Raw genomic sequence first — 20669 nt, 5'->3', positions numbered from 1 at the left:
ATGATCACGCGGCTTACGACCTCGGAACGCCAGGGTGCCTTCGCGATCGCGATCGCTGTCGCGATAGCCGGCGCAACGATGGCCGCGGCCGGCCGGTCTGACGCCCTCGGGGTCCACGGCGTGATCGTCATGCTGTTCGCCGGAGGCCTCCTCTACCTCGTCATGTCCTCGCTCTTCGAGCCTGAAGCAGTGGAGGACCGGGAGGCATCGTATTACGACGATCCCATCAAGGTGGGCATCGTGCTTTCCATGGCCTGGGCTGTGTTCGGGATGTTCATGGGCGTTTGGGTGGCGGCGCAGCTCGCCTGGCCGGATCTCGCATTCGACGCCGGCTGGTCCAGTTTCGGGCGGCTGAGGCCCACGCACACCACAGGCGTCATCTTCGGCTTCGGCGGCAACGCGCTGATCGCGACCTCCTTCCACGTCGTCCAGCGCACCTCGCGGACGCGCCTGGCGGGCCAACTCAGTCCCTGGTTCGTGCTCTTCGGCTACAATCTGTTCTGCGTGCTGGCCGTGTCGGGCTACATGATGGGGATCACCCAGTCCAAGGAATACGCGGAGGCCGAATGGTACGCCGACATTTGGCTTGTCATCGTCTGGGTCACCTATTTCGTCCTTTACATCAGAACGATAGCCCGCCGGAAGGAGCCGCACATCTATGTCGCCAACTGGTACTTCATGGCGTTCATCCTGGTTGTCGCAATCCTCCACATCGTCAACAATCTCGCCCTTCCGGTTTCCTGGGGGCACGCCAAAAGCTACACGATATGGCCGGGCGTCCAGGACGCGATGGTGCAGTGGTGGTACGGGCACAACGCGGTCGCCTTCTTCCTGACGGCCGGTTTCCTAGGAATGCTCTACTACTACCTGCCGGTCCGGGCGCAGCGGCCGATCTTTTCCTACCGGCTGTCGATCCTGAGCTTCTGGGGCATCACGTTCTTTTACATGTGGGCCGGTTCCCACCACCTGCACTACACCGCGCTTCCCCACTGGGTCCAGACGCTCGGCATGACCTTCTCGGTGATGCTGCTGGTGCCCTCCTGGGCGTCGGCCGGCAACGCGCTGCTAACGCTCAACGGCGCGTGGCACCGGGTTCGGGATGACGCGACGTTGCGCTTTATGATGGCAGCCGCGGTCTTTTACGGGATTTCGACTTTCGAGGGATCGTTTCTTGCCATCAGGCCGGTGAACTCGCTGTCGCACTATACGGACTGGACGGTCGGTCACGTCCACGCCGGAGCGCTCGGATGGGTCGCGCTGATTACCTTCGGCTCGCTCTACACACTGGTGCCCAGCCTCTGGAAGCGCGAGCGCATGTACTCTGCGGCTCTCGTCGAGGTGCATTTCTGGGTGGCGATCGCCGGAACTGTGATCTACGTCTTCGCGATGTGGAACTCTGGCCTCATCCAGGGCCTGATGTGGCGGACCTATACCGGGGAAGGCACGCTTGCCTATTCGTTTGTCGACTCTCTGGTGGCGATGTATCCATACTACATCGCCCGCGCTTTCGGGGGCCTGCTCTTTCTGCTGGGCGCCGTCGTCGGGTGCTGGAACATCTGGATGACAGTTCGGTCCGCGCCGCTTGCTGTGGCGCGTGAAGGCGATATGCCCGTCGTCCCCGCCGTCATGCCGGGGGAATGACGATATGCCCGAACTCTTCCATCGCAAGCTTGAGCGTTCCGCGATCGGCTTCGTGATCGCAATCATTGCGGCTGCAAGCGTCGGCGGCATCGTCGAGATCGCTCCTCTCTTCACCATCGACAAGACGGTCGAGGAGGCCCCGGACATGCGGATGTACACGCCGCTGGAGCTCGCCGGACGCAACATCTACATCCGCGAGGGATGCTATGCTTGCCACAGCCAGATGATCCGCACGCTCCGTGACGAAGTGGAACGTTACGGTCCTTACTCGCTGGCCGTCGAGTCCCGGTACGACCGTCCGATGCTCTGGGGTTCCAAGCGCACAGGACCGGATCTTGCGCGCATCGGCGGCAAGTATTCCGACCTCTGGCATGTCGATCATCTCACCAACCCGCGGGATGTCGTTCCGGAATCGAACATGCCCGCCTATCGCTGGCTGGCGCGGACCCGTCTGAAGATGGAGGACCTGCCGCAACACCTTGCGGCGCAACGCGCCCTTGGCGTTCCGTATACTGATGAGATGGTGGAAAACGCCGCGCGGGACGCCTACGGCCAGGCAACTCCCGACACGGACTTTGCCGCCGGTGTTACCGAGCGTTACGGCGAGAAAACGCAGGTGAGCGCATTCGACGGCGTTACCACCCATGTCACCGAGATAGACGCGCTCGTCGCTTATCTCCAGGTTCTCGGCAGGCTAACGGGAGCAGCATACGAACATACCGCAGCTCCCGAGAAGAAGCCGGATCCCGAAAACTGAAGGCGGAGGATTGTCACATGGACCTGGACCACGACGCGATCGTCGCATTCTCCAAGAGCTGGGGTCTGTTCTATCTGATCGCCCTTGCCTTCGGGGTGCTCGTCTACACCTTCTGGCCGTCGAACCGGACGCGCTTCGACCGGGCCAAGCACAGCATCCTCGACCGGGACGACACGCCATGGAAGTGAGTGAACGCGATCCTGTCAGCGGCCGCGAGACGACCGGCCACGAGTGGAACGGCATCAAGGAGCTGGACACGCCCGTGCCGCGCGGCGTCCTCATATTCCTGATCGTGACCCACATCTGGGCAATTGCCTGGTGGTTTTTCGTGCCGGCCTGGCCGCTCGGAACGACCTACACCAAGGGGCTCTTCGGGATCGACCAAAAGACGACGGTCGAGGCTCAGGTCGTCGAGGCCGAGCGCGGCCGTTCCGGCTGGATGAGCCGAATTGCGACAGAGCCCTACGACACCATTCTCTCCGACGAGGCACTGATGCAGACCGTGCGCCGTACCGGACGGCAGCTCTTTGGCGACAATTGCGCCGCCTGCCACGGCAGGGACGGAAAGGGTCGGGCGAACTACCCCGACCTCACCGATGACGACTGGCTATGGGGCGGAGGTCCACAGCTTATCGAGCAGACGATGCGCGTCGGCATCAACACAAGCCACCCCGAAAGCCGGATCGGGCAGATGCCGGCCTTCGGGCGGGATCAGATGCTCGACCGCGAGCAGGTCCGGAGCGTCGCCGCCTACGTCTATTCGCTGACCCACTCGGACTACTCGACGCCGGAAAACGTCGATCGCTTGGAGGCAGGGCGCGAAGTGTTCGTCACCACCTGCGCCGCCTGCCATGGCGAAGACGCCAAGGGAAAAAGCGATGTCGGCGCTCCGAACCTCACCGACTCCTCCTGGATCTACGGCGGCGACCTGGACACGATCATCGCCTCCGTGCACGGCGGACGCCAGGGCCATATGCCGACCTGGGACGAGAGGCTGACGACGGCCGAGATCCGGACGCTCGCGCTCTACGTCCACGACCTCGGGACGCAACAGCCATGACCCGGCGCGCGAAGAGATCCCGAACCAAGTGGCTCCTCTGGGCGCTGATCCCTGCGGGATTGCTTTTGGTGGCCGGGGCGAACGTGCACCTGGTTTACGTCGCCGTCCAGTCGCAACCGGACTGCGTCGAGCACTCGAATTCGTTGGGCGACGGTCATGGCTATCGCGCCGCCAAGCCGGAATGCTGAGGGAGACAAGAGATGGGCGAGACCGACAAGTCATACTGGCTGCTTAGCGAGACGTCGGGCATCGGAGAAACGCGGGACCCGCGCCTTCAGCGAGGGCTGCCGGTCTTTGAGGGGTTCCGCTGGCTCTCAGCGGGCTGGCGGGACTTCTGGACGCGGCCGGCTTCGAGCATGGCATACGGAATCGGCGTCTTCCTTCTATCCGTCGCGTTCGTCTGGATGCTCGTCGCCTTCGGGCTCGACTATATCCTGTTTCCGGCCCTGGCCGCCTTCATGATCGTTGCGCCGTTCCTGGCGATCGGCCTCTACGAGAAGAGCCGGTCGATCGAAGAAGGCACACAGGTCGGCTTTGGCTCCATGCTCTTCGTGCGTCCCCGTGCCGGCGCGCAGGTGACCTTCGCCGGTCTGCTGCTCTTTATGCTGGTGCTGTTGTGGATGCGGGCCGCCGTGCTCCTCTACGCCCTGTTTTTCGGGGTGGCAGCATTCCCCGGCCTTGATCACATCGCCGGCATGCTCTTCGGTACGGCCTACGGCTGGACGATGCTGGTCGTCGGGACGGCAATTGGCGGCCTGTTTGCGGCCTTTGCCTTTGCTGTCAGCGTCTTTTCGGTGCCGATGCTGCTTGATCAGCGTGTCGATGCGCTGACCGCCATGGGCTCGAGCATGAAGCTGGTGTGGAACAACCTCACGCCGATGGTCGCCTGGGGGGCGATGCTGCTCGTGCTCTTTGGAGTCTGCGTTGCTACGGGCCTCGTTGGAATGATCGTCATCTTTCCGTTGCTGGGCCACGCCACTTGGCATGCCTACAGGGCAATGGCTCGTCCCGAGGAACCGCGACAATGAGCTGCTGTGCTATGGGAACCGAAGCCGGGTTGCTCCTGGCGCCGCAGCCGGAAGCCCGAGAGATCTCCGCACGAGAGATCGTGCTCGCGAGCCGTGACCTCGGCGATGGTATGTTCCAGACGGACCTCTCCGTGCCGCAGGCGCGTTGCGGTGCCTGCATTGCTGCGATCGAAGGCGCCCTACAGCGCCTCGACGGAGTCATTGCGGCGCGATTGAACCTGACCTCCCGGCGCGTCGCCGTCAGGTGGAGCAGCGGGAGCCATGTGCCTCCGATGATCGAGGCATTGCGGGACCTTGGATACGACGCCTGCCTTACAGAGACGGACGATGGTGGACGCGATCCAGAAATGTCCCGGCTCCTGCGGGCGACGGCGGTCGCGGGCTTCGCCGCCATGAACATCATGCTCCTGTCGGTATCCATCTGGTCGGGCGCCGACGCCGGGACGCGGAACGCCTTCCACCTGATCTCCGCGCTGCTCGCCGTGCCCGCCGTCGCTTATTCCGGACGGGTGTTCTTCGTTTCGGCATGGAATTCGGTGAGGAAGCGGACGGCCAGCATGGATCTTCCGATCTCCGTGGGAATCCTGCTCGCGCTGGGACTGAGTCTCTACGACACCTTTGCCAGAGGACCGCACGCCTATTTCGACGCGGTCACGTCGTTGATCTTCTTTCTCCTGGCAGGACGCACGCTGGATCATGCGATGCGGCAGAAGGCGCGGACTGCCGTCACCGGACTTGCCCGCTTGCTGCCGAGGGGCGCGATGGTGATTGGAGCAGACGGAAGCCGCGAGTTCCGCGAATTGACGAAGATCGAACCGGGGGACATCGTCTTTGTGGGGCCGGGCGACCGTATGCCCGTCGACGGAACGGTCGTTTCGGGTGCGGGGAATCTGGACGTTTCGGTGGTAAGTGGCGAATCCGCGCCTGAAAGTGCGCACCCCGGAAGCATGGTTCTTTCGGGGACGATGAGCGTCGACGGCGCACTGGCGGTCCGGGCCGATAGGAGGGCAGAGGATTCCTTCCTTGCCGATATGGTGAGGCTGATGGAGGCGGTGGAGGACGGCCGTGCCCGCTACCGCCGCATCGCCGATCGCGCGGCAGCACTTTATTCCCCTGTCGTTCACCTGCTCGCGCTGGCGGCCTTTGCCGCCTGGATGCTGCAGACGGGCGACTGGCATCGGTCGATCACAGTGGCGATTTCGGTCCTCATCATCACCTGCCCCTGTGCTCTGGGCCTGGCAGTGCCGATGGTCCAGGTCATGGCCGCTCGCCGGTTGTTCGACCTCGGCATCACCATCAAGGACGGCAGTGCGCTGGAGCGGCTCGCCGAGGCCGACACGGTGGTCTTCGACAAGACGGGGACACTCACGACCGGCGTCGTCCGCGTGATCGAGCACACCGTCGCGCCGCGGAACCTGGCCGCCGCGACAGCTCTGGCCGGTCTTTCAAAGCATCCGGCAGCGCGTGCTATCGCCGCGCTGCAGCCTGCCGAAGTTGCAGTCGAGGATTTTCGGGAGATTCCAGGCTACGGAATCGAAGGCCGCATCGACGGAACGATCTATAGGCTGGGACGGAAGGAGTGGGTCTCCTGCGGCGCGTTCGATAACTCGCAAGCAGGCGTGTGGCTTTCGCGCGACGGACAGCCGGCCGGCTGGTTCGCAATCGACGACGAGGTGAGGCCCGGTGCCAAGGCCGCAGTGCAAACGCTGGCAGCCCACGGACTGGCAACCGAGGTTCTTTCCGGCGACCGTCTCACGGAGGTCGGCAAGGTCGCCGCCGCGCTGAACATCACCGAACACCGCCACGGCGTCGTTCCCGAAGACAAGGTCGAGCGTCTGACGGAGTTGGCAGCGGCTGGACGCCACGTCCTGATGGTAGGCGACGGGCTGAACGATGCCCCGGCGCTTGCCGCTGCGCATGTCTCGATGGCACCTTCGTCGGCCGCGGACGTCGGAAGGAACGCTGCCGATCTCGTGTTCCTGGGCAAGAGCCTGGAGGCCGTCCCGCAAGCGATGAGCGTCGCGCGAGCCGCCGCGGGGCTGGCGCGACAGAACTTCGCTCTTGCCGTCGCCTACAATGTTCTGATTGTCCCTGTCGCTGTCACAGGCCATGTCACGCCTCTCATGGCGGCGATTGCGATGTCAACGTCTTCGATCCTCGTTGTCGGCAATGCCTTGCGCCTTTCGCGCGCCACGGCCTCGTCCCCACGTTCTAAGACTGTACGCAGGCTCTATCTCAAAGAGGGTGCACAATGAAAAATGTCGTTTGGCTTGTGCCGATCGCCTTGGGAATGGGTAGCGTGGGCCTCATGGCGTTCCTATGGTCGATGCGTACCGGCCAGTACGACGATCTCGACGGGGCTGCCGAAAGGGTGCTGCCAACCAACGCCGCGGACGCTCCCCTTCACGACAAGACGTGGAAAGGCGATGAGGACCACCACGACATGGAACATACGTCTGATCGACATCGTTTGTCCAAGGGCCAGGAAGAAGGGAACCTGACATGACAATGTCTGCTGACAGACCGTTCGATTGGGTGGCAGGGCTGGCGTGGCTTTCCGGAGTTGCCGTCGTGATCCCCAGTCTTGCTGCGCTAGCCGCGAGCCTTCTGGCGATTGCTTCCGCATTATTAGCAATGCCGGCGGGCTAAGCGCCGATTTCACGTTGCCGGCGGCTTGGGCATTACCAAACAAGAGAGAGGGTAGGAGCGCGACAGAGTTCCTGCTCTACGACTGGCCAGTCACGCCCAGCGAAACGCTCGCTACAGCCGGGCAGATCGATCTTGACAGCTACGATCACGACTCCTTCCTCGGCTATGCCATGAACCTGAAAAACGGATTTGGCCAGATCGAGCCCGACTGTGGTCATCTTCTTCATGGAGCGGTCCTTCCTCTTTGTGGCGTTTCAACACGACCACGTTAGGCACTTGATGCCGTTTGAGAAGGGCCGTTCCACCTCATCAGCTTCGGGCCGATCAGGCCCCAGTGGTGGCAGAACCCCGAAATTCGCAGGAACGCGACCGCCGGTCTCAACAAGAGCGAGGCTCAGAACACCCTTGCGAGAGCACTGTTCTTCAACCGCCTCGGAGAACTGCGCGACAGGACCTTCGAGAGCCAGTTCTACCGGGCATCCGGCTGAACCTGCTCATTAACGCCATCGTCTATTGGAACACTCTCTATCTCGATCCGGCCTTCGCCGAGCTCAGCCGGGAAGGCATCGCCACGCCGCCCGCCGTGATCAAACACATCACCCCGCTCGGGTGGCAGCATATCAGTCTCACCGGCGATTACATCTGGACCCCGACGGACAGCGCCGATCTCGGGCCACTGCGGCGAGAAACATCTATCCTCGTAGCGTGATCACCGTATGTTCTAAAAAGTCGGACAGATTCACCACTTTCGTTTCGTGACGCCATCGTAGTCGAGGTCATCTCATGTCTTTATGATCACCATGTTGCAGAAAGAATTGCATCGCCTCGAAGTCATCCAGAAGATTCGTGACGAACGCCTGAGCGTCGTCGAGGCAGCCGAACTGCTCGACCTCAGTCGAAGTCAGGTCCATCGGCTGTTGCAGACCTATGACCGGGATGGTCCAGCAGGCCCGTTTCGAAGAAGCGATCGCAGCCGAGCAACCGGCGCCTGAAGCGGGGTCGCAAGCCCGGCGGAGGACGGATTTCATGAATGGTCCGGCGGTGATTGGGCAGCGGAGAAAGCGTAAATGAGGCAGCCAGCGGCGGAATAAAGATCATCAATGCACGCCGATGTCGCTCTGCGTATCAGATTCCAACTGCAGGCAAGCTGGCCAAAGCGGCGTCTTGTGGAAGGATCCGTCCTGGAGAAGAGTGAGCCCCTCTCGTGCCTCATAGAGCAAGCCGAGCCAGCATAAGCGTTGGAAGACGCCATACTGAAGACCGGATTTCAACTCCCAGGCTTCTATGGTCATTTCGGTGTCCGACAGAGGCGCCAAGCCTGGATAGAGGATCTTCATAACGTCCATTGGCGTGCAACCTTCTCTGCCCTTGATATTGAGAAGATTGAGCAACATGCGCCACCAGCGTAACCGCGCTCGGACCTCCTCTTCCCGCTCGGTGGCGTGGACACACGAATAGAGATAATCCGTGGCGATCAGATCGAAGAAGGCTTGCGGTTTTGCCAGAAACTCCCTGCCGCGTCTGGTTGGCAGCAGCACATCCTTTCGTCGCCGAAGAAGCTTCAGATGACGGGCCATGTCGCGCACGACCCAAAGCGGCGGCATGTCGCTTTCATTGAGCACCTTATTCATGCTGTAGAGGTCTTCGGCTGTGAACCCTGGCCAGAGGAAGTGCACAGCGGCCCAATGCACGAACTTGCGGTTCATGGCGCCGGTCGCCGTCAATCCTATGCCACCCTCACCGTCAGCATAGGCAACCGAAAGAAGCATGCCGCGAAGAAGCGGTGACAGCGCGGCAACATCGACGTCACCTTGCAGGTGGATTTTCGGAAGCATCGTGCCGCTTTGATCCCTACCCCGCCCCATGCAGGTGCAAGCGAGTATCAACCGGCAACGGAATAATTGCTACTGAGAAAGCTAAGGCCGAAGGGGAGCGTCATCACCCGCCCCCGCTCCTCCCTTTCAACCCGGCCCAGCCGGTCGGATCGGGGGCTGATCGACGGAGCCAGTGTCGCGTTTCTAACTGGCTGACAACGTCGCGCCTGTAATCAGCTTTGACAGTTGTGTAGCCCCAAAGTTGAAGTGTCCTGTTCCTACAAAGTAAGAATGTCACACTCCCCGCGTTTGATGACGTGGGAGATTGCCGATGGGACTGATTGCGATGAGCGAGCGTGACCTGCAGCGGATCGAGGTTTTGTCGAAAGTCATCGACGGTCGAATGACGTTGATGTCGGCGGCGCATGTTCTGGCGCTGAGCGAGCGCCAGGTGCGCCGGCTGCTGGAGCGGATCAGAACGGGTGGCGCGGCGTCGATCCGGCACAAGGCGATCGGCCGGCCGTCGAACAACCGGATCAACGATGGGCTTCGCGATTATGCTTTGACGCTCATTCGCGAGCGCTATTGGGATTTCGGGCCGACGCTGGCGGCCGAGAAGCTTGCCGGACGCGATGGATTGTGTGTGTCGCGCGAGACGCTGCGGCATAGGATGACGGCGGCCGGTATCTGGCGATCGCGCCAGCAGCGTCGCAGCTTCCATCGCCACGATTGCGGCGCGAGGCTTATGGTGAGCTGGTGCAGATCGACGGCTCCGAGCATCGCTGGTTGTCTAATCGCATTCCATCCGTCAAGCTGGTTTGAGCATTCGATGGCCCTTGCCGGCTTGCGAGAGAGGCAACACGGCTGAACTGATTGAATGGATCTGCCCTCACCGGCCGGGTCCTTCAGAGCTGTCCAGTGCTGGGAGCAGGGTTGTCTCCGCGGTCGACAAATGTCGCCGCACAATGGTCTTCGCAGGTGGGATCTTCCTGATGTTCGAAACGCAGTCTCAACGAGCTGCAGCCAGCGATAGCGGAATGATCCAACCCACGTCCGCAGCAGGGACGCTCAGCACCCAAAGTTAGATGGCGCGCTGAGGGACGAAGGCTGAGCGTCGCCTATATGGTCGCGCCAGCCGATGCGTTGAACACTTCTCCCGTCTTGAGCATGCTGTGCATGATGACCGCGAGTTTCCGGGCGACGGCCACAGCGGCCCGCTTGAAGCCAAGTCGCTCGCGCAGCTTAAGTCCCCAACTCTTGAGACTGCTCTCGATCCTGGCACTGGTTCTCGTCAGCAGCGCTGTCGCCGCTTCATAAAGCAGCCCACGTAAACGATTGTCACCCCTTCGCGAGATATGGCCGTCATAGTCGACCTCGCCTGACTGATAACGCCGCGTTGTTAGCCCAAGCCAGGCGCCAACCGAGCGCGACGTTCGAAAGTTTTCTGGATTTTCAATTGCCGTAACGTAGGACACCGCTGTGACCGCGCCGATCCCCGGAATTGTCATCAATAGCTTCGTGGCTTGGCTCGCACGTGCCACTATCAGCAACTGGCGACCAAGATCGGCTGCGCGCTTGCGGATATCGTGCCACGCCTCCAAAAGAGGCAAGATAATCTTCGCAAGCTCGGTGTTTCCATCCAAAAGCTTCCGCACATCGCCATCAAACACTCGCCCCTTCCCTTTCGGGATGATCAGACCGAAGGTCTTCATCAGGCCGCGGATTTGATTGCCAAGTTGCGTTGGCATGTTCAGGAGCTGTTCCCGGGCAGCCACCAATGTGCGGGTCATCATAGCGTCAAACGACTTGACGCGAACCGCTTTGTAAAAGCCTGCTTCGGCGAGTTGCGCTAAACCATCCGCGTCATTGGCATCGGTTTTGTTGAGCGTCTCGTTCAATACCTTTTGCGCATGCCGTGCTTCAATGCAGATCGCCGGCACCCCCTCGCTCGTCAGCGCGTGATAGAACCACGTCGACAGCGGTCCCGTTTCGAATACGACGCGCCGCGCGCGGGGGGCGTTTTTGCGGATCACCTGTGCGAGAAGCTTGGGATCCGAAGGACATTTCCCTCGCCAGATCCGCTTCCCGTCTTCCCGGATCGAAATTGCGGTATCTTTCAATGAAACATCAAGGCCAATATATTGGTTCATGGTTGCCTCCATCCGATGTTAGGCCCGGTTCCAATCGAGAGCCCGTTTTTCCATCCTATCGGGGGCAACCACCCTCACCAGCCCAAAAGCCAGAAACGGTCGCGCCGCGATTACTCCATGTTCGAAGATCGTGGTGATGCCGTGAACTCACACCAGTAACCACCGCAGATCTGCGCCCCATAATGCACTCAAGCCTTCAGGTGTTGCCCTGCCCGCTCGCGGCTCGATCACCTTCGACCGTCGGCACTTGACATGCAGGTAAATAACTGCTCTTTATATGCAGGTATTTACCTGCATATTATGTTTTCCACATTGAGTGAGTCCGATGGACGCCGACAAGGTTTTCAGAGCGCTGGGCGACCCGACTCGCAGAAAGCTGCTTGACCTTCTTTGTGAGAAGAACGGGCAGACGCTCAGTCAGCTTTGCGACAATCTTGATATGGCCCGGCAATCCGTCACGCAGCACCTCGAAATATTGGAGGCAGCCAATCTAGTGAGCACGGTTCGGCGTGGTCGCGAAAAGCTGCATTTCATCAACCCCGTACCGCTCCACGAGGTCTACGAACGGTGGGTGCGGAAATTCGAACAGCAGCGGCTCAGCCTGTTGCACGATCTGAAGAAGGAACTCGAAGGAGAGTGACAATGACCACAGAGATGACCAGCTTTGTATACGTGACTTATATTATTTCGACCCCGGAAAAGGTATTCGAGGCCATAACCAAACCGGACCTCGCAAGGCGCTATTGGGGCCACGAGAACGTTTCCGATTGGAAACCGGGGTCGAAATGGGAACACGTTCGTGCCAACGACGAGCGGACTGTCGAACTCGTTGGCAAGGTCATTGAGATCTTGCCGCCGACCCGTCTCGTCATCACCTGGGCGAATGCTTCGCGGGCCTCCGACCCTGCAAGCTACAGCCGGGTCACGTTCGCGATCGATGAATACGACAACATGGTTCGGCTTACCGTCACGCATGATGAACTCGAAGCTGGTAGTGGGATGGAAAAAGGCATCCGCCAAGGTTGGCCGGCTGTCCTGTCCAGCCTAAAATCCTTCCTGGAAACCGGCCGCGGCATTGACCTTTTCGCCAAGCCAAAATCCGCGTGATCCCTTCCCAGTGCCAATCAACAAACTCTGCCAGCGGGAGAATGATATTGACCAAGACCTATATCGGCGGATGCGCGTGCGGCGCAATCCGCTATGAAACGAGCAGCGACCCCATCTTCGAGAACCACTGCCAATGTCGCGATTGCCAGAAACGAAGCGGCACGGGGCATGGATCCTATTTGACTTTTCCACAGCGAGCCGATGTGACAATTACCGGCGAACCGAAGACCTGGCGGGTAGCGGGCGACAGTGGGAACGAAAAGCTACACGCGTTCTGTCCGACCTGTGGAACGCCTGTCTTTTTAACATTCGTCGCAATGCCGGAACTGATTGCGGTGCCCGCGACCAGCCTTGACGATCCTGGCCAATTCAACCCGCAGGCGGTCACATACACCATCCGCGGCCTTGGGTGGGACACGATTGATTCCTCGTTGCAGAAATTCGAGCGAATGCCACTTGGATAAATGTAAAGCCATGGGCGGTGATGCACCCGCCCAGATTTTCCTTGCAACCCGGACCAGCCGCTCAGATCGACCTGGCACGGTCGCTTGAGTGTAAAGGAGACGCATCATGGACAGATTCACCGGCGGTTGCCTGTGCGGCAACGTCCGAATTTCGGCGTCGGGACTCCCATACCGCGTCGGCCTTTGTCATTGTCTCGACTGCCGCAAGCATCATGGGGCTCTTTTTCACGCTTCCGCGATCTTCCCTCAGGATGCGGTGACGATCGATGGTGAAGCACGCGACTACGCCGGGCGTTTTTTTGTCCCCGCTGCGGCTCGCCTGTTTTCGCACGCACCGCAGACGAGATTGAAGTGAACCTGGGATCCCTGGATGCGCCTGACCAGTTGATGCCAACCTACGAAAGCTGGATCGTCCGTCGCGAATCCTGGTTGCCGCCGTTTCCGTTCACCAGACGATACGATCGCGATCGTGATCCCACGAGCCGCTTTGAGGAGTAGATCGCGCGATCGGTGCGAAGGCGCGGTCACAGCAGCTTTCGGATTGGATGCCATTTGGGAGGATCATTCCGGAAGACCGGCCTTGCGGTAGCCATCAACGAAATGCTCAAGCGTTGCGGCATCGCGGAATGGCTCGGTCGTGGCCCAGTGGCGGATCGTGAAATCCGGGTTGCCGACGAGGAAAAGTTCGACCTCTGCGCGCGCTTCGTCGAGCCGACCCAGTTGGGCAAGGCTTGCCGCCAGAAACCGGCGTGAGCTTGTTCGGTAGGTCTCTTCCCGTCGAAGTGTCTCGACAGCGGCTTGGTATTCGCCGGCCGCATATTGGGCCTGGCCCAGTGTAAGATAGTACCAGCTTGCCGGAAGCGGGTTCAGCCGGAACGCCTTGCGGATGTGTTCAAGGCCTTCCTCGACCCGCCCGGCCAGGACCGTAATGTCGGACAACGCCGCCCAGGTGTCGGCTTCGTTCGGGTCGAGTTCGATCGCCTTGGCGAATTCCGCGTCCGCCTCGGCGAAGCTGCGCTCATAGGCAAGCAAGTAAGCCAGGATCCAATGACAGCCAGCATCATTGGGATCGAGTGCTACAGCTTTGCGCGCCAGCTCCAAAGCGTCTCTGCGGGCAGCCTCCGTTGGTCCGCCGCTATGTACCCATCCCATCCAGTGGTTCACGGCAAGCCAGCGATGGGCCTCGGCATATCCCGGATCGAGCGAAACCGCGCGCGTCAGCATCAGATGCGCTTCCCGCGCCAGCTGCGGCGAGTCATCCATGATCTTGCGCGCCCGCACGCAGAGATCGTAAGCCTCGAGATTTTTAGGCCGATTGCGCGGAGGTGGCGCGCGCAGCCGGCCGAGCAGTGCCTCCACGATCTTGCCAGTGACCTCGTCCTGAACGGCAAAGATATCGTCCAAGCTGCGATCGAAGCGTTCCGCCCATAGATGATCGCCACTCACCGCGTCTACCAGTTGGACGTTGACGCGTACGCGCCCGGCGACACGTCTTGCGCTCCCCTCCAGCAGGTACCGCACGCCGAGATCCCCAGCAATCGCGCGCACATCCATCGGCTTTCCCTTGTATGCAAAGGTCGAGTTGCGTGCGATGACGAACAGGCCAGACATTCTGGACAGGTCGGTAATCAAGTCTTCGGTCAACCCATCCGCGAAGGACTCCTGCTCGGGCTCGTTGCTGACATTCACGAAGGGCAGCACGGCTATCGATGGCTTGTCGGGCAGCGGCAAAGGCTTTCGCTTCGCAGGATGGAGGTATTCAATGGTCCCCGTGAAGCGGTAGCCGACGCGCGGAATCGTGGCAATCCATTCCCCGCCATCGGCGGCCGGACCAAGCAGCTTCCTGAGCTGCGCGATCTGTACGGTAAGGTTGCCTTCCTCGACGGCCGTGCCCGGCCACGCCGCATCCATTAACTCGGCTTTGCCCAGGATTTCGCCAGGCCGTGTGACGAGCGCCGCAAGCAGCTTTAGTCCACGGTAACCCACGGCAACGGGATCATCGTTCCGAAGGAGCGTTCCCGCATCCGGATCAAGCACGAACGGACCAAAGGCAAAGCGCGATCCTTCCATAAGGCGCATCTATAGCCCGTTTGGATTTTTTTGGAACTATTTGGGACAGCTTAATTACAGCGCCGTTCTCATCCTGCCAAAATTCACAGGTCGAGCGTCCTGGACCGCCAACCATATGGAGGTTGTCATGAACGATTTCCCCCGTCCGGCTGGCGGAAGTGTCGCGTCGGCTCCACAGCCTTGCGACCCTACGGAAGGTTTATCGCGATCTGGGACGAGCGGAAGCGCTTTTGCTGGGAAGCTCGGCAGAGGTCGATGGGTGCTTCCCATTTCATCGACCAATATCGGACTGACGAGATGCACCAAGCAAAGATCGACAAGCCCTTCTTGCAACGATAAGGCGAATGCAGCAATGACACCAAATCGCCAGTTTCCGGATGCCGCAACGGTTAGCCGGCACTTGCACAACACGGGATGCCCCCGAGAGGATCAAATCCGATGGGCCGCGATGGCGGGCATCATCGCTACCGTCACGGTGTTTGCGGTGGCACAGGGGCTGACCTATCCGCTGCTCAGCTTCATCTTGGAGCGGCAGGGAACGACCCCCGGCCTGATCGGCTTGTCGGCGGCGATGACGCCGCTTGGCTTCGTTGTATCAGCACCCTTCATTCCGACGCTGGCGCGGCGCGTGGGAGGGGCGCGACTTTCGATCCTGTGTTGCACCCTCGCCGCGCTTACGCTGCTCGCGATTGCCTATACACAAGATGTCTGGGCCTGGATGCCGCTGCGCTTCCTCCTCGGCTTCTTCGCCAATCCGCTTTACGTGATCAGCGAAACCTGGCTGATCACGATTACGCCCGCGCCACGCCGGGGCCGCCTCATGGGCCTCTATTCATCGATCGCTTCGGGTGGCTTTGCCATCGGCCCGCTGTCGCTCGGCCTGGTCGGCACGCAGGGCTGGCCGCCCTTCATGATCGGCATCGTGGCATTTCCCCTCTGCGGGCTGATCGTGCTTGCGGTCGTGCCACGCCTGCCGAAGATGCCGCATGAGGGCGAGGTAACATCGGTCGGCGGATTCTTCGCACGGGCACCGCTCCTGTTGTTCGCGGTTTTCACTGCTGCCGCCTTCGAGCAGGCGGTGATATCCTTGTTCACGGTCTATGGTGCCGCCCTTGGCAGCGCCGAAACACGCATCGCTTCGCTCATCGCCTGTTTCACCGCAGGCAATGCCGTACTGCAGATTTTGCTCGGGCGCGTGGCCGAACGATTTGGCTCAACTCGGACCATGTTATTCTGTGCCCTGGCTTCGCTGAGCGGCTGCCTGCTGCTGCTGTCGCTCTTTGACGCGTGGCTCATCTGGCCGCTCGTTTTCGTCTGGGGCGGGGTCTCGTTTGGGATTTACACCATGTCGCTGATCCAGCTCGGCGAGCGTTTCACCGGTCAAGCCTTGATCGCCGGAAACGCGGCCTTCGCGTTCGTATGGGGTATCGGCGGCATCGTGGGCTCGCCCGCGACAGGACTGGCGATGCAACTGATCGGACATCAAGGGCTGCCTTCGTTCCTTGGCCTCATGTGCCTTATACAGGCAGTGTTTCTGATGGCGGAAAGACGGCGGGGCGACTGAGTGACCGTCTCGTGCCGCGTCCGCCAAGGGAGCCAGCATAACCACCGAAGATCTACAATTCAAAAGACGTGCGCCCGCTTGCGTCGATCGGGACCGCCGTTGCTGGCGGCAACTCGCCGCTGCAGCCAGAGGACGAATGACACTTGCGGGCCTTCCAAACAGGTGCAAGTTTGAAAGCGCGAGGATTGCCGGGACGGCGTGCGAGCTGATCGTAGCAACTGAACCCATTTTCCAAATCTCCAAAGTGATCTACACTCCATTTTTTCGCTGGAGAGGAATCCATGCGCGCCTCATCCTCGGTGTCTGCGCTGTGTGCTGCTTTGATTTTCTTGACGATACCGGCGCGGGCCGAAGATCCGGTCGAGACGACGCGCCATATCATCGAGGATCAGATTACGGCCTTCCTGAAGGATGATGCGGAGAAGGCCTATTCCTTTGCAGCGCCCGGCATTAAGGCGATGTATCCGGACAAAGGTGTTTTCTTTGCGATGGTGAAGAAGAGCTACGAGCCCGTCTATCATCCCGGCAACTATGCTTTCGGCCGCAGCCGCTCCGTCGATAACGGCGCGATGATTTATCACGAAGTCCTGATATCCGGGCGGGATGGCAAGGACTGGACGGCGATCTACCAAATGATGCGGCAGCCAGACGGCGGCTACAAGATCAATGGCGTGCAGATCGTGCCGGACACCGACAGCAAGGGCATTTGACGGCGGTTCAGTCGATCCTGTTCCAAGGCAATTGGTAAAGTTGGATCGCCACGCACCAGGCACTGCGAATTCATCCGACGTAGGTTTCTACGCGCTGGCCGAGGCGGGAAGGCCCATGGTGCGCTGAACGAGAAGTCGAAAGAGCTGATCGTCCTTCCATCAGTGCGACGCAGCGTTGCGACGGCTTCATCGGCTTCCACGCACCAGGCTTGAAAGACCTGCGGGCTTCGCGCTTATGACAAGTTCGCGGCAGGCTGACGGCAACTCAAGCGCGCTCAAGATCGCCCTTCGCCCATTCTTCCAGCGTTTCCGCCATGAAATCGGCGAAGCGACCCTCGGCAATTGCCGTGCGGATGCCCTGCATCAATTCCTGATAGTAGCTTAGATTGTGCCACGAGAGCAGCATGCCGCCGAGCGCCTCGTTGGCACGGACGAGATGGTGCAGGTAGGCGCGAGAATAATCACGCGATGCCGGGCAATTCGACTGCTCGTCGAGCGGACGCAGATCCTCCGCGTGACGAGCGTTGCGGATATTGACCCTGCCGCGGCGGGTAAAGGCCAGACCGTGGCGGCCCGAGCGGGTTGGCATCACGCAGTCGAACATGTCGATGCCACGGGCAACCGATTTAAGGATATCGTCGGGCGTGCCGACGCCCATGAGGTAGCGCGGCTTTTCGCCGGGCAGTACGGGCAGTGTTTCCTCGAGCATCTTAAGCATGACGTCCTGCGGCTCGCCAACCGCAAGACCGCCCACCGCATAGCCCTTGAGGTCAAGCTGTTTCAGCTCTTCGGCCGAACGGATGCGAAGTGCGGGAATGTCACCGCCCTGAACGATGCCGAACATCGCCTTGCCCGTTTGGTTGCCGAAGGCGACCTTGCATCGTTCAGCCCAGCGCAGCGATAGCTCCATCGCGCGTTCAATTTCGCGCGGTTCAGCCGGAAGCGCTACGCATTCGTCAAGCTGCATCTGGATATCGGAGCCGAGCAGCCCCTGGATCTCGATCGAGCGCTCCGGGGACATGTGATGCAGGCTGCCATCGACATGCGACTTGAACGTGACGCCCTGCTCGTCAAGTTTGCGAAGACCTGAAAGTGACATGACCTGGAAGCCGCCGGAATCGGTCAGGATCGGATGTTCCCAGCGGATGAGGCTGTGCAGGCCGCCGAGGCGCGCAACGCGCTCTGCCGTCGGGCGCAGCATCAGGTGGTAGGTGTTGCCAAGAATGATGTCGGCGCCCGTTTCGCGAACTTGGTCGAGGTACATGGCCTTGACGGTGCCAACCGTGCCGACCGGCATGAAGGCCGGCGTGCGGATGATGCCGCGAGGCATGGAGATTTCGCCGAGGCGGGCGCCTGCATCAGTCCTCCTGAGCGTGAACTGGAAATTCTCGGTCATCTGTCTTTCCGGAAAAGAAGGCTCGCATCCCCGTATGAATAGAAGCGGTAACCTGTCGAAATGGCGTGTTTGTATGCTGACTGCATGGTTTCGAAGCCTGCAAAGGCCGAAACCAGCATGAAGAGCGTCGAGCGAGGCAGGTGGAAATTGGTCATCAGGATATCGACTGCCTTGAAGCGGTAGCCGGGCGTGATGAAGATGCCGGTGGCGCCGGCCCAGGCGCGGATGCCTCCATCGTCCGCAGTCGCGCTTTCGATCAGCCGCAGCGACGTCGTGCCGACACAAATGATGCGCCCGCCCCTCGCCTTGACGGCATTCAGCCTTGCCGCCGTCTCGGCGCTGACAAAACCGCTTTCCAAATGCATCTTGTGATCGTCGGTATCATCGGCCTTGACCGGGAGGAAGGTACCGGCGCCGACATGCAGCGTCACGAAATGGCGCTCAACGCCGGCCTTGTCGATTGCCGCGAAAAGACGTGGCGTGAAATGCAAGCCGGCGGTGGGTGCTGCGACTGCGCCTTCCTCGCGGGCATAGATCGTCTGGTAATCGGTGCGGTCGCGCTCGTCGTCCGAACGTTTAGCGGCGATGTAGGGCGGCAGCGGAATATGACCAACGGAGGCGATTGCCTCGTCCAGCGCCGGGCCGGAAAGATCGAAGGCAAGAGTGACTTCACCGCCCTCGCCTTTCTCCTCGACGGTGCAATCAAGCTGGCCGAGCAAGCAGCTTTCACCGTCGTGGCCGAAGGCGATACGATCGCCGATCTTAATGCGTTTGCCCGGCTTGGAGAAAGCCTTCCATCGGCTGGCGCCGACGCGCATATGGAGTGTCGCCGAGACCCGTTGGCCGCCCGCTCCCGCACGATGGCGCACGCCTTCGAGCTGCGCGGGAATGACCTTCGTGTCGTTGAAGACAAGCGCATCCCCCGCCCGCAGGAACGACGGCAGCTCGCTTACGACATAGTCGCCGAGAGCCGGTTGGGCATGCGGATCGACGACGAGAAGGCGCGCGCTATCGCGTGGCTCGGCGGGCCGCAAGGCGATCCGTTCATCCGGAAGGTCGAAATCGAAAAGGTCTACGCGCATTGGGCACTTTCAGACAAAGCGAAACCCGCCCAGCGCCTTCGCGCATGGGCGGGTTCAGCAGAAATCACAATCAGGCGTCGGCGGCAACCCGCATCGAGACGATGGAGTCTGGATCACTGACCGGTTCGCCCTTCTTGATCGTGTCGACCACATCCATGCCTTCTATGACCTGCCCCCAGACCGAGTATTGCTTGTTCAGCCACGGCGCATCGGTGAAGCAGATGAAGAACTGGCTGTTTGCCGAATTCGGACTTTGCGAGCGCGCCATCGAGCAGGTGCCGCGGACATGCGGCGTTGCGGAAAATTCGGCCTTCAGGTCAGGCTTCGACGAACCGCCCATGCCAGCGCGGCCAGGGTTGAAGTTATCGCCGCCCTTCTTGCCAAACTGGACATCGCCTGTCTGCGCCATGAAGTCGGGGATGACGCGGTGAAAGACGACACCGTCATAGGCCTTCTCGCGAGAGAGCTCCTTGATCCGGGCGACATGCTCGGGGGCTACCTGCGGCAACAGCTGGATGACAACCTTGCCCTTGGTGGTTTCCAGGATAACGGTGTTCTCCGGATCCTTGATCTCGGCCATTTTCATTCTCCTCGTTTCACGAAATTACTTACCCGCGGTGACTTTGATCATGCGGTCTGGATCGCTTACTTCGCCGTTCTGCCCGGCTCCGCGCTTGATCTTGTCGACGTTTTCCATGCCGGAGACTACACTGCCGACCACCGTGTACTGGCCGTTCAGGAATGAGCCGTCCGCGAACATGATGAAGAACTGCGAGTTTGCGGAATTTGGATCCTGGGCGCGCGCCATGCCCACCGTGCCGCGCACGAAGGGCTTCTTGGAGAATTCGGCCGGAATGTTCGGCAGATCGGAGCCGCCGGTGCCAGCAAGGCTTGGATCGTAGCCCTTTGACATATTGCCGTACTGCACGTCCCCGGTCTGGGCCATGAAGCCGTCGATGACGCGGTGGAAGGCCACGTTGTCATAGGCCCCCTTCTGCGCTAGCGCCTCTATCTGCGCAACGTGCTTGGGAGCCACTTCCGGCATCAGCTGGATCACGACGGGACCATCCTTGAGCTGGATCGTCAGCATGTGATCGGCCTGGGCAAACACGTCGCCAGCGAAGGAGGCGAGGTAAAGCACGCCGGCAAATGCAATATAGAACAGTTTCATGTGAGC

At 60.7% G+C, this 20669-nt stretch carries 19 protein-coding genes and 5 pseudogenes; 16 read left to right on the top strand and 8 right to left on the bottom strand.

All coding sequences use genetic code 11. From position 1 onward, the window contains the following. From ccoN to ccoS, 7 genes are all read left to right on the top strand, one after another. Positions 1-1641: a cytochrome-c oxidase, cbb3-type subunit I gene (ccoN, locus tag AM571_RS10085; protein WP_074061279.1), complete on the top strand. Its 1641-nt coding sequence runs from the start codon at positions 1-3 to the stop codon at positions 1639-1641. A 4-nt stretch (positions 1642-1645) separates the two neighbouring features. Then, the gene (gene ccoO, locus AM571_RS10080; protein ID WP_074061278.1) at positions 1646-2398 is read left to right on the top strand and encodes a cytochrome-c oxidase, cbb3-type subunit II; all 753 of its coding nucleotides are present in this window, start codon (positions 1646-1648) and stop codon (positions 2396-2398) included. 17 nt (positions 2399-2415) lie between these two features. After that, positions 2416-2586: a cbb3-type cytochrome c oxidase subunit 3 gene (locus tag AM571_RS10075; protein WP_074061277.1), complete on the top strand. Its 171-nt coding sequence runs from the start codon at positions 2416-2418 to the stop codon at positions 2584-2586. Continuing rightward, positions 2577-3458, top strand: coding sequence for a cytochrome-c oxidase, cbb3-type subunit III (gene ccoP, locus AM571_RS10070; protein WP_074061276.1), 882 nt, complete (start codon positions 2577-2579; stop codon positions 3456-3458). The genes AM571_RS10075 and ccoP overlap by 10 nt, the downstream gene beginning before the upstream one ends. Positions 3459-3658: 200 nt before the next feature. After that, on the top strand, positions 3659-4486 hold the full coding sequence (locus tag AM571_RS10060; RefSeq protein WP_074061274.1) for a DUF2189 domain-containing protein: 828 nt from the start codon (positions 3659-3661) through the stop codon (positions 4484-4486). Next, positions 4483-6741, top strand: a complete 2259-nt coding sequence (locus AM571_RS10055; protein ID WP_074061273.1) for a heavy metal translocating P-type ATPase — start codon at positions 4483-4485, stop codon at positions 6739-6741. The genes AM571_RS10060 and AM571_RS10055 overlap by 4 nt, the downstream gene beginning before the upstream one ends. Continuing rightward, entirely contained in the window at positions 6738-6992 is a 255-nt protein-coding gene (gene ccoS / locus AM571_RS10050; RefSeq protein WP_074061272.1) for a cbb3-type cytochrome oxidase assembly protein CcoS, read from the top strand. Before AM571_RS10055 ends, ccoS begins: the two co-directional genes overlap by 4 nt. A gap of 256 nt (positions 6993-7248) precedes the next feature. On the opposite strand, the pseudogene AM571_RS38335 reads toward ccoS, so the two are convergent. After that, a pseudogene (locus AM571_RS38335) lies at positions 7249-7353 on the bottom strand (IS110 family transposase); the annotation flags it as partial. 117 nt (positions 7354-7470) lie between these two features. Between AM571_RS38335 and AM571_RS10040 the strand changes: the two are divergent. Continuing rightward, positions 7471-7844, top strand: a pseudogene (locus AM571_RS10040) (Tn3 family transposase); the annotation flags it as partial. Between the two features lie 82 nt (positions 7845-7926). Then, positions 7927-8123 (top strand): annotated as a pseudogene (locus AM571_RS10035) (helix-turn-helix domain-containing protein); the annotation flags it as partial. 109 nt (positions 8124-8232) lie between these two features. Here AM571_RS10035 and AM571_RS10030 read toward each other — a convergent pair. Next, complete coding sequence (locus AM571_RS10030; RefSeq protein WP_074061269.1) at positions 8233-8970, bottom strand: hypothetical protein; 738 nt, start codon at positions 8968-8970, stop codon at positions 8233-8235. Positions 8971-9280: 310 nt separating this feature from the next. Between AM571_RS10030 and AM571_RS10025 the strand changes: the two are divergent. Further along, positions 9281-9768: pseudogene (locus AM571_RS10025) on the top strand (helix-turn-helix domain-containing protein); the annotation flags it as partial. A 299-nt stretch (positions 9769-10067) separates the two neighbouring features. Here the strand turns inward: AM571_RS10025 and AM571_RS10020 are convergent. After that, entirely contained in the window at positions 10068-11099 is a 1032-nt protein-coding gene (locus tag AM571_RS10020; RefSeq protein ID WP_074063158.1) for an IS110 family transposase, read from the bottom strand. 325 nt (positions 11100-11424) lie between these two features. On the opposite strand from AM571_RS10020, the gene AM571_RS10015 reads away from it, so the two are divergent. The 4 genes and pseudogenes from AM571_RS10015 (at position 11425) to AM571_RS10000 (ending at position 13168) form a co-directional block, all read left to right on the top strand. Next, a complete protein-coding gene (locus tag AM571_RS10015; protein WP_074061268.1) occupies positions 11425-11739 on the top strand; it encodes an ArsR/SmtB family transcription factor in 315 nt (104 codons plus the stop codon). Positions 11740-11741: 2 nt separating this feature from the next. Then, positions 11742-12206 carry an SRPBCC family protein gene (locus tag AM571_RS10010; protein WP_074061267.1) on the top strand — a complete coding sequence of 155 codons (465 nt, stop codon included), beginning with the start codon at positions 11742-11744 and terminating at the stop codon, positions 12204-12206. A gap of 47 nt (positions 12207-12253) precedes the next feature. Further along, positions 12254-12670: a GFA family protein gene (locus AM571_RS10005; RefSeq protein WP_074061266.1), complete on the top strand. Its 417-nt coding sequence runs from the start codon at positions 12254-12256 to the stop codon at positions 12668-12670. A gap of 106 nt (positions 12671-12776) precedes the next feature. Beyond that, a pseudogene (locus AM571_RS10000) lies at positions 12777-13168 on the top strand (GFA family protein). A 63-nt stretch (positions 13169-13231) separates the two neighbouring features. Here AM571_RS10000 and AM571_RS09995 read toward each other — a convergent pair. Continuing rightward, complete coding sequence (locus AM571_RS09995; RefSeq protein ID WP_074061265.1) at positions 13232-14740, bottom strand: winged helix-turn-helix domain-containing tetratricopeptide repeat protein; 1509 nt, start codon at positions 14738-14740, stop codon at positions 13232-13234. Positions 14741-15188: 448 nt separating this feature from the next. On the opposite strand from AM571_RS09995, the gene AM571_RS09990 reads away from it, so the two are divergent. Together AM571_RS09990 and AM571_RS09985 are read left to right on the top strand one after the other, a co-directional pair. Next, positions 15189-16304 (top strand): MFS transporter, encoded by a 1116-nt coding sequence (locus AM571_RS09990; RefSeq protein WP_237358541.1) that lies wholly within the window; start codon positions 15189-15191, stop codon positions 16302-16304. A gap of 281 nt (positions 16305-16585) precedes the next feature. After that, positions 16586-17014 (top strand): DUF4864 domain-containing protein, encoded by a 429-nt coding sequence (locus AM571_RS09985; protein ID WP_074061263.1) that lies wholly within the window; start codon positions 16586-16588, stop codon positions 17012-17014. A 265-nt stretch (positions 17015-17279) separates the two neighbouring features. On the opposite strand, the gene tgt is transcribed toward AM571_RS09985, so the two are convergent. From tgt to AM571_RS09965, 4 genes are all read right to left on the bottom strand, one after another. Then, positions 17280-18410, bottom strand: coding sequence for a tRNA guanosine(34) transglycosylase Tgt (gene tgt, locus AM571_RS09980; RefSeq protein WP_074061262.1), 1131 nt, complete (start codon positions 18408-18410; stop codon positions 17280-17282). Then, complete coding sequence (gene queA / locus AM571_RS09975) at positions 18407-19492, bottom strand: tRNA preQ1(34) S-adenosylmethionine ribosyltransferase-isomerase QueA (protein WP_074061261.1); 1086 nt, start codon at positions 19490-19492, stop codon at positions 18407-18409. Before queA ends, tgt begins: the two co-directional genes overlap by 4 nt. Before the next feature lie 70 nt (positions 19493-19562). Next, entirely contained in the window at positions 19563-20072 is a 510-nt protein-coding gene (locus AM571_RS09970) for a peptidylprolyl isomerase (protein ID WP_074061260.1), read from the bottom strand. 24 nt (positions 20073-20096) lie between these two features. Then, positions 20097-20663: a peptidylprolyl isomerase gene (locus AM571_RS09965; protein WP_074061259.1), complete on the bottom strand. Its 567-nt coding sequence runs from the start codon at positions 20661-20663 to the stop codon at positions 20097-20099. Positions 20664-20669: the final 6 nt, after the last annotated feature.

Origin of the sequence: Rhizobium etli 8C-3, assembly GCF_001908375.1 — a bacterium.
GTDB classification, from domain to species: domain Bacteria; phylum Pseudomonadota; class Alphaproteobacteria; order Rhizobiales; family Rhizobiaceae; genus Rhizobium; species Rhizobium etli_B.
The sequence above is the reverse complement of the archived record's forward strand: the minus strand, read 5'-3'. Positions and strand labels throughout refer to the sequence as shown.

What these genes read in the sequence shown, in the direction of transcription:
- ccoO (WP_074061278.1), top strand. Translation starts at nt 1,646, where the DNA reads ATGCCCGAACTCTTCCATCGCAAGCTTGAGCGTTCCGCGATCGGCTTC.
- AM571_RS10060 (WP_074061274.1), top strand. Translation starts at nt 3,659, where the DNA reads ATGGGCGAGACCGACAAGTCATACTGGCTGCTTAGCGAGACGTCGGGC.
- tgt (WP_074061262.1), bottom strand. Translation starts at nt 18,410, where the DNA reads ATGACCGAGAATTTCCAGTTCACGCTCAGGAGGACTGATGCAGGCGCC.
- queA (WP_074061261.1), bottom strand. Translation starts at nt 19,492, where the DNA reads ATGCGCGTAGACCTTTTCGATTTCGACCTTCCGGATGAACGGATCGCC.
- AM571_RS10015 (WP_074061268.1), top strand. Translation starts at nt 11,425, where the DNA reads ATGGACGCCGACAAGGTTTTCAGAGCGCTGGGCGACCCGACTCGCAGA.
- AM571_RS09995 (WP_074061265.1), bottom strand. Translation starts at nt 14,740, where the DNA reads ATGGAAGGATCGCGCTTTGCCTTTGGTCCGTTCGTGCTTGATCCGGAT.
- AM571_RS10055 (WP_074061273.1), top strand. Translation starts at nt 4,483, where the DNA reads ATGAGCTGCTGTGCTATGGGAACCGAAGCCGGGTTGCTCCTGGCGCCG.
- AM571_RS10020 (WP_074063158.1), bottom strand. Translation starts at nt 11,099, where the DNA reads ATGAACCAATATATTGGCCTTGATGTTTCATTGAAAGATACCGCAATT.
- ccoP (WP_074061276.1), top strand. Translation starts at nt 2,577, where the DNA reads ATGGAAGTGAGTGAACGCGATCCTGTCAGCGGCCGCGAGACGACCGGC.
- ccoS (WP_074061272.1), top strand. Translation starts at nt 6,738, where the DNA reads ATGAAAAATGTCGTTTGGCTTGTGCCGATCGCCTTGGGAATGGGTAGC.
- AM571_RS09985 (WP_074061263.1), top strand. Translation starts at nt 16,586, where the DNA reads ATGCGCGCCTCATCCTCGGTGTCTGCGCTGTGTGCTGCTTTGATTTTC.
- ccoN (WP_074061279.1), top strand. Translation starts at nt 1, where the DNA reads ATGATCACGCGGCTTACGACCTCGGAACGCCAGGGTGCCTTCGCGATC.
- AM571_RS09970 (WP_074061260.1), bottom strand. Translation starts at nt 20,072, where the DNA reads ATGGCCGAGATCAAGGATCCGGAGAACACCGTTATCCTGGAAACCACC.
- AM571_RS09990 (WP_237358541.1), top strand. Translation starts at nt 15,189, where the DNA reads ATGGCGGGCATCATCGCTACCGTCACGGTGTTTGCGGTGGCACAGGGG.
- AM571_RS10010 (WP_074061267.1), top strand. Translation starts at nt 11,742, where the DNA reads ATGACCACAGAGATGACCAGCTTTGTATACGTGACTTATATTATTTCG.
- AM571_RS10075 (WP_074061277.1), top strand. Translation starts at nt 2,416, where the DNA reads ATGGACCTGGACCACGACGCGATCGTCGCATTCTCCAAGAGCTGGGGT.
- AM571_RS09965 (WP_074061259.1), bottom strand. Translation starts at nt 20,663, where the DNA reads ATGAAACTGTTCTATATTGCATTTGCCGGCGTGCTTTACCTCGCCTCC.
- AM571_RS10030 (WP_074061269.1), bottom strand. Translation starts at nt 8,970, where the DNA reads ATGCTTCCGAAAATCCACCTGCAAGGTGACGTCGATGTTGCCGCGCTG.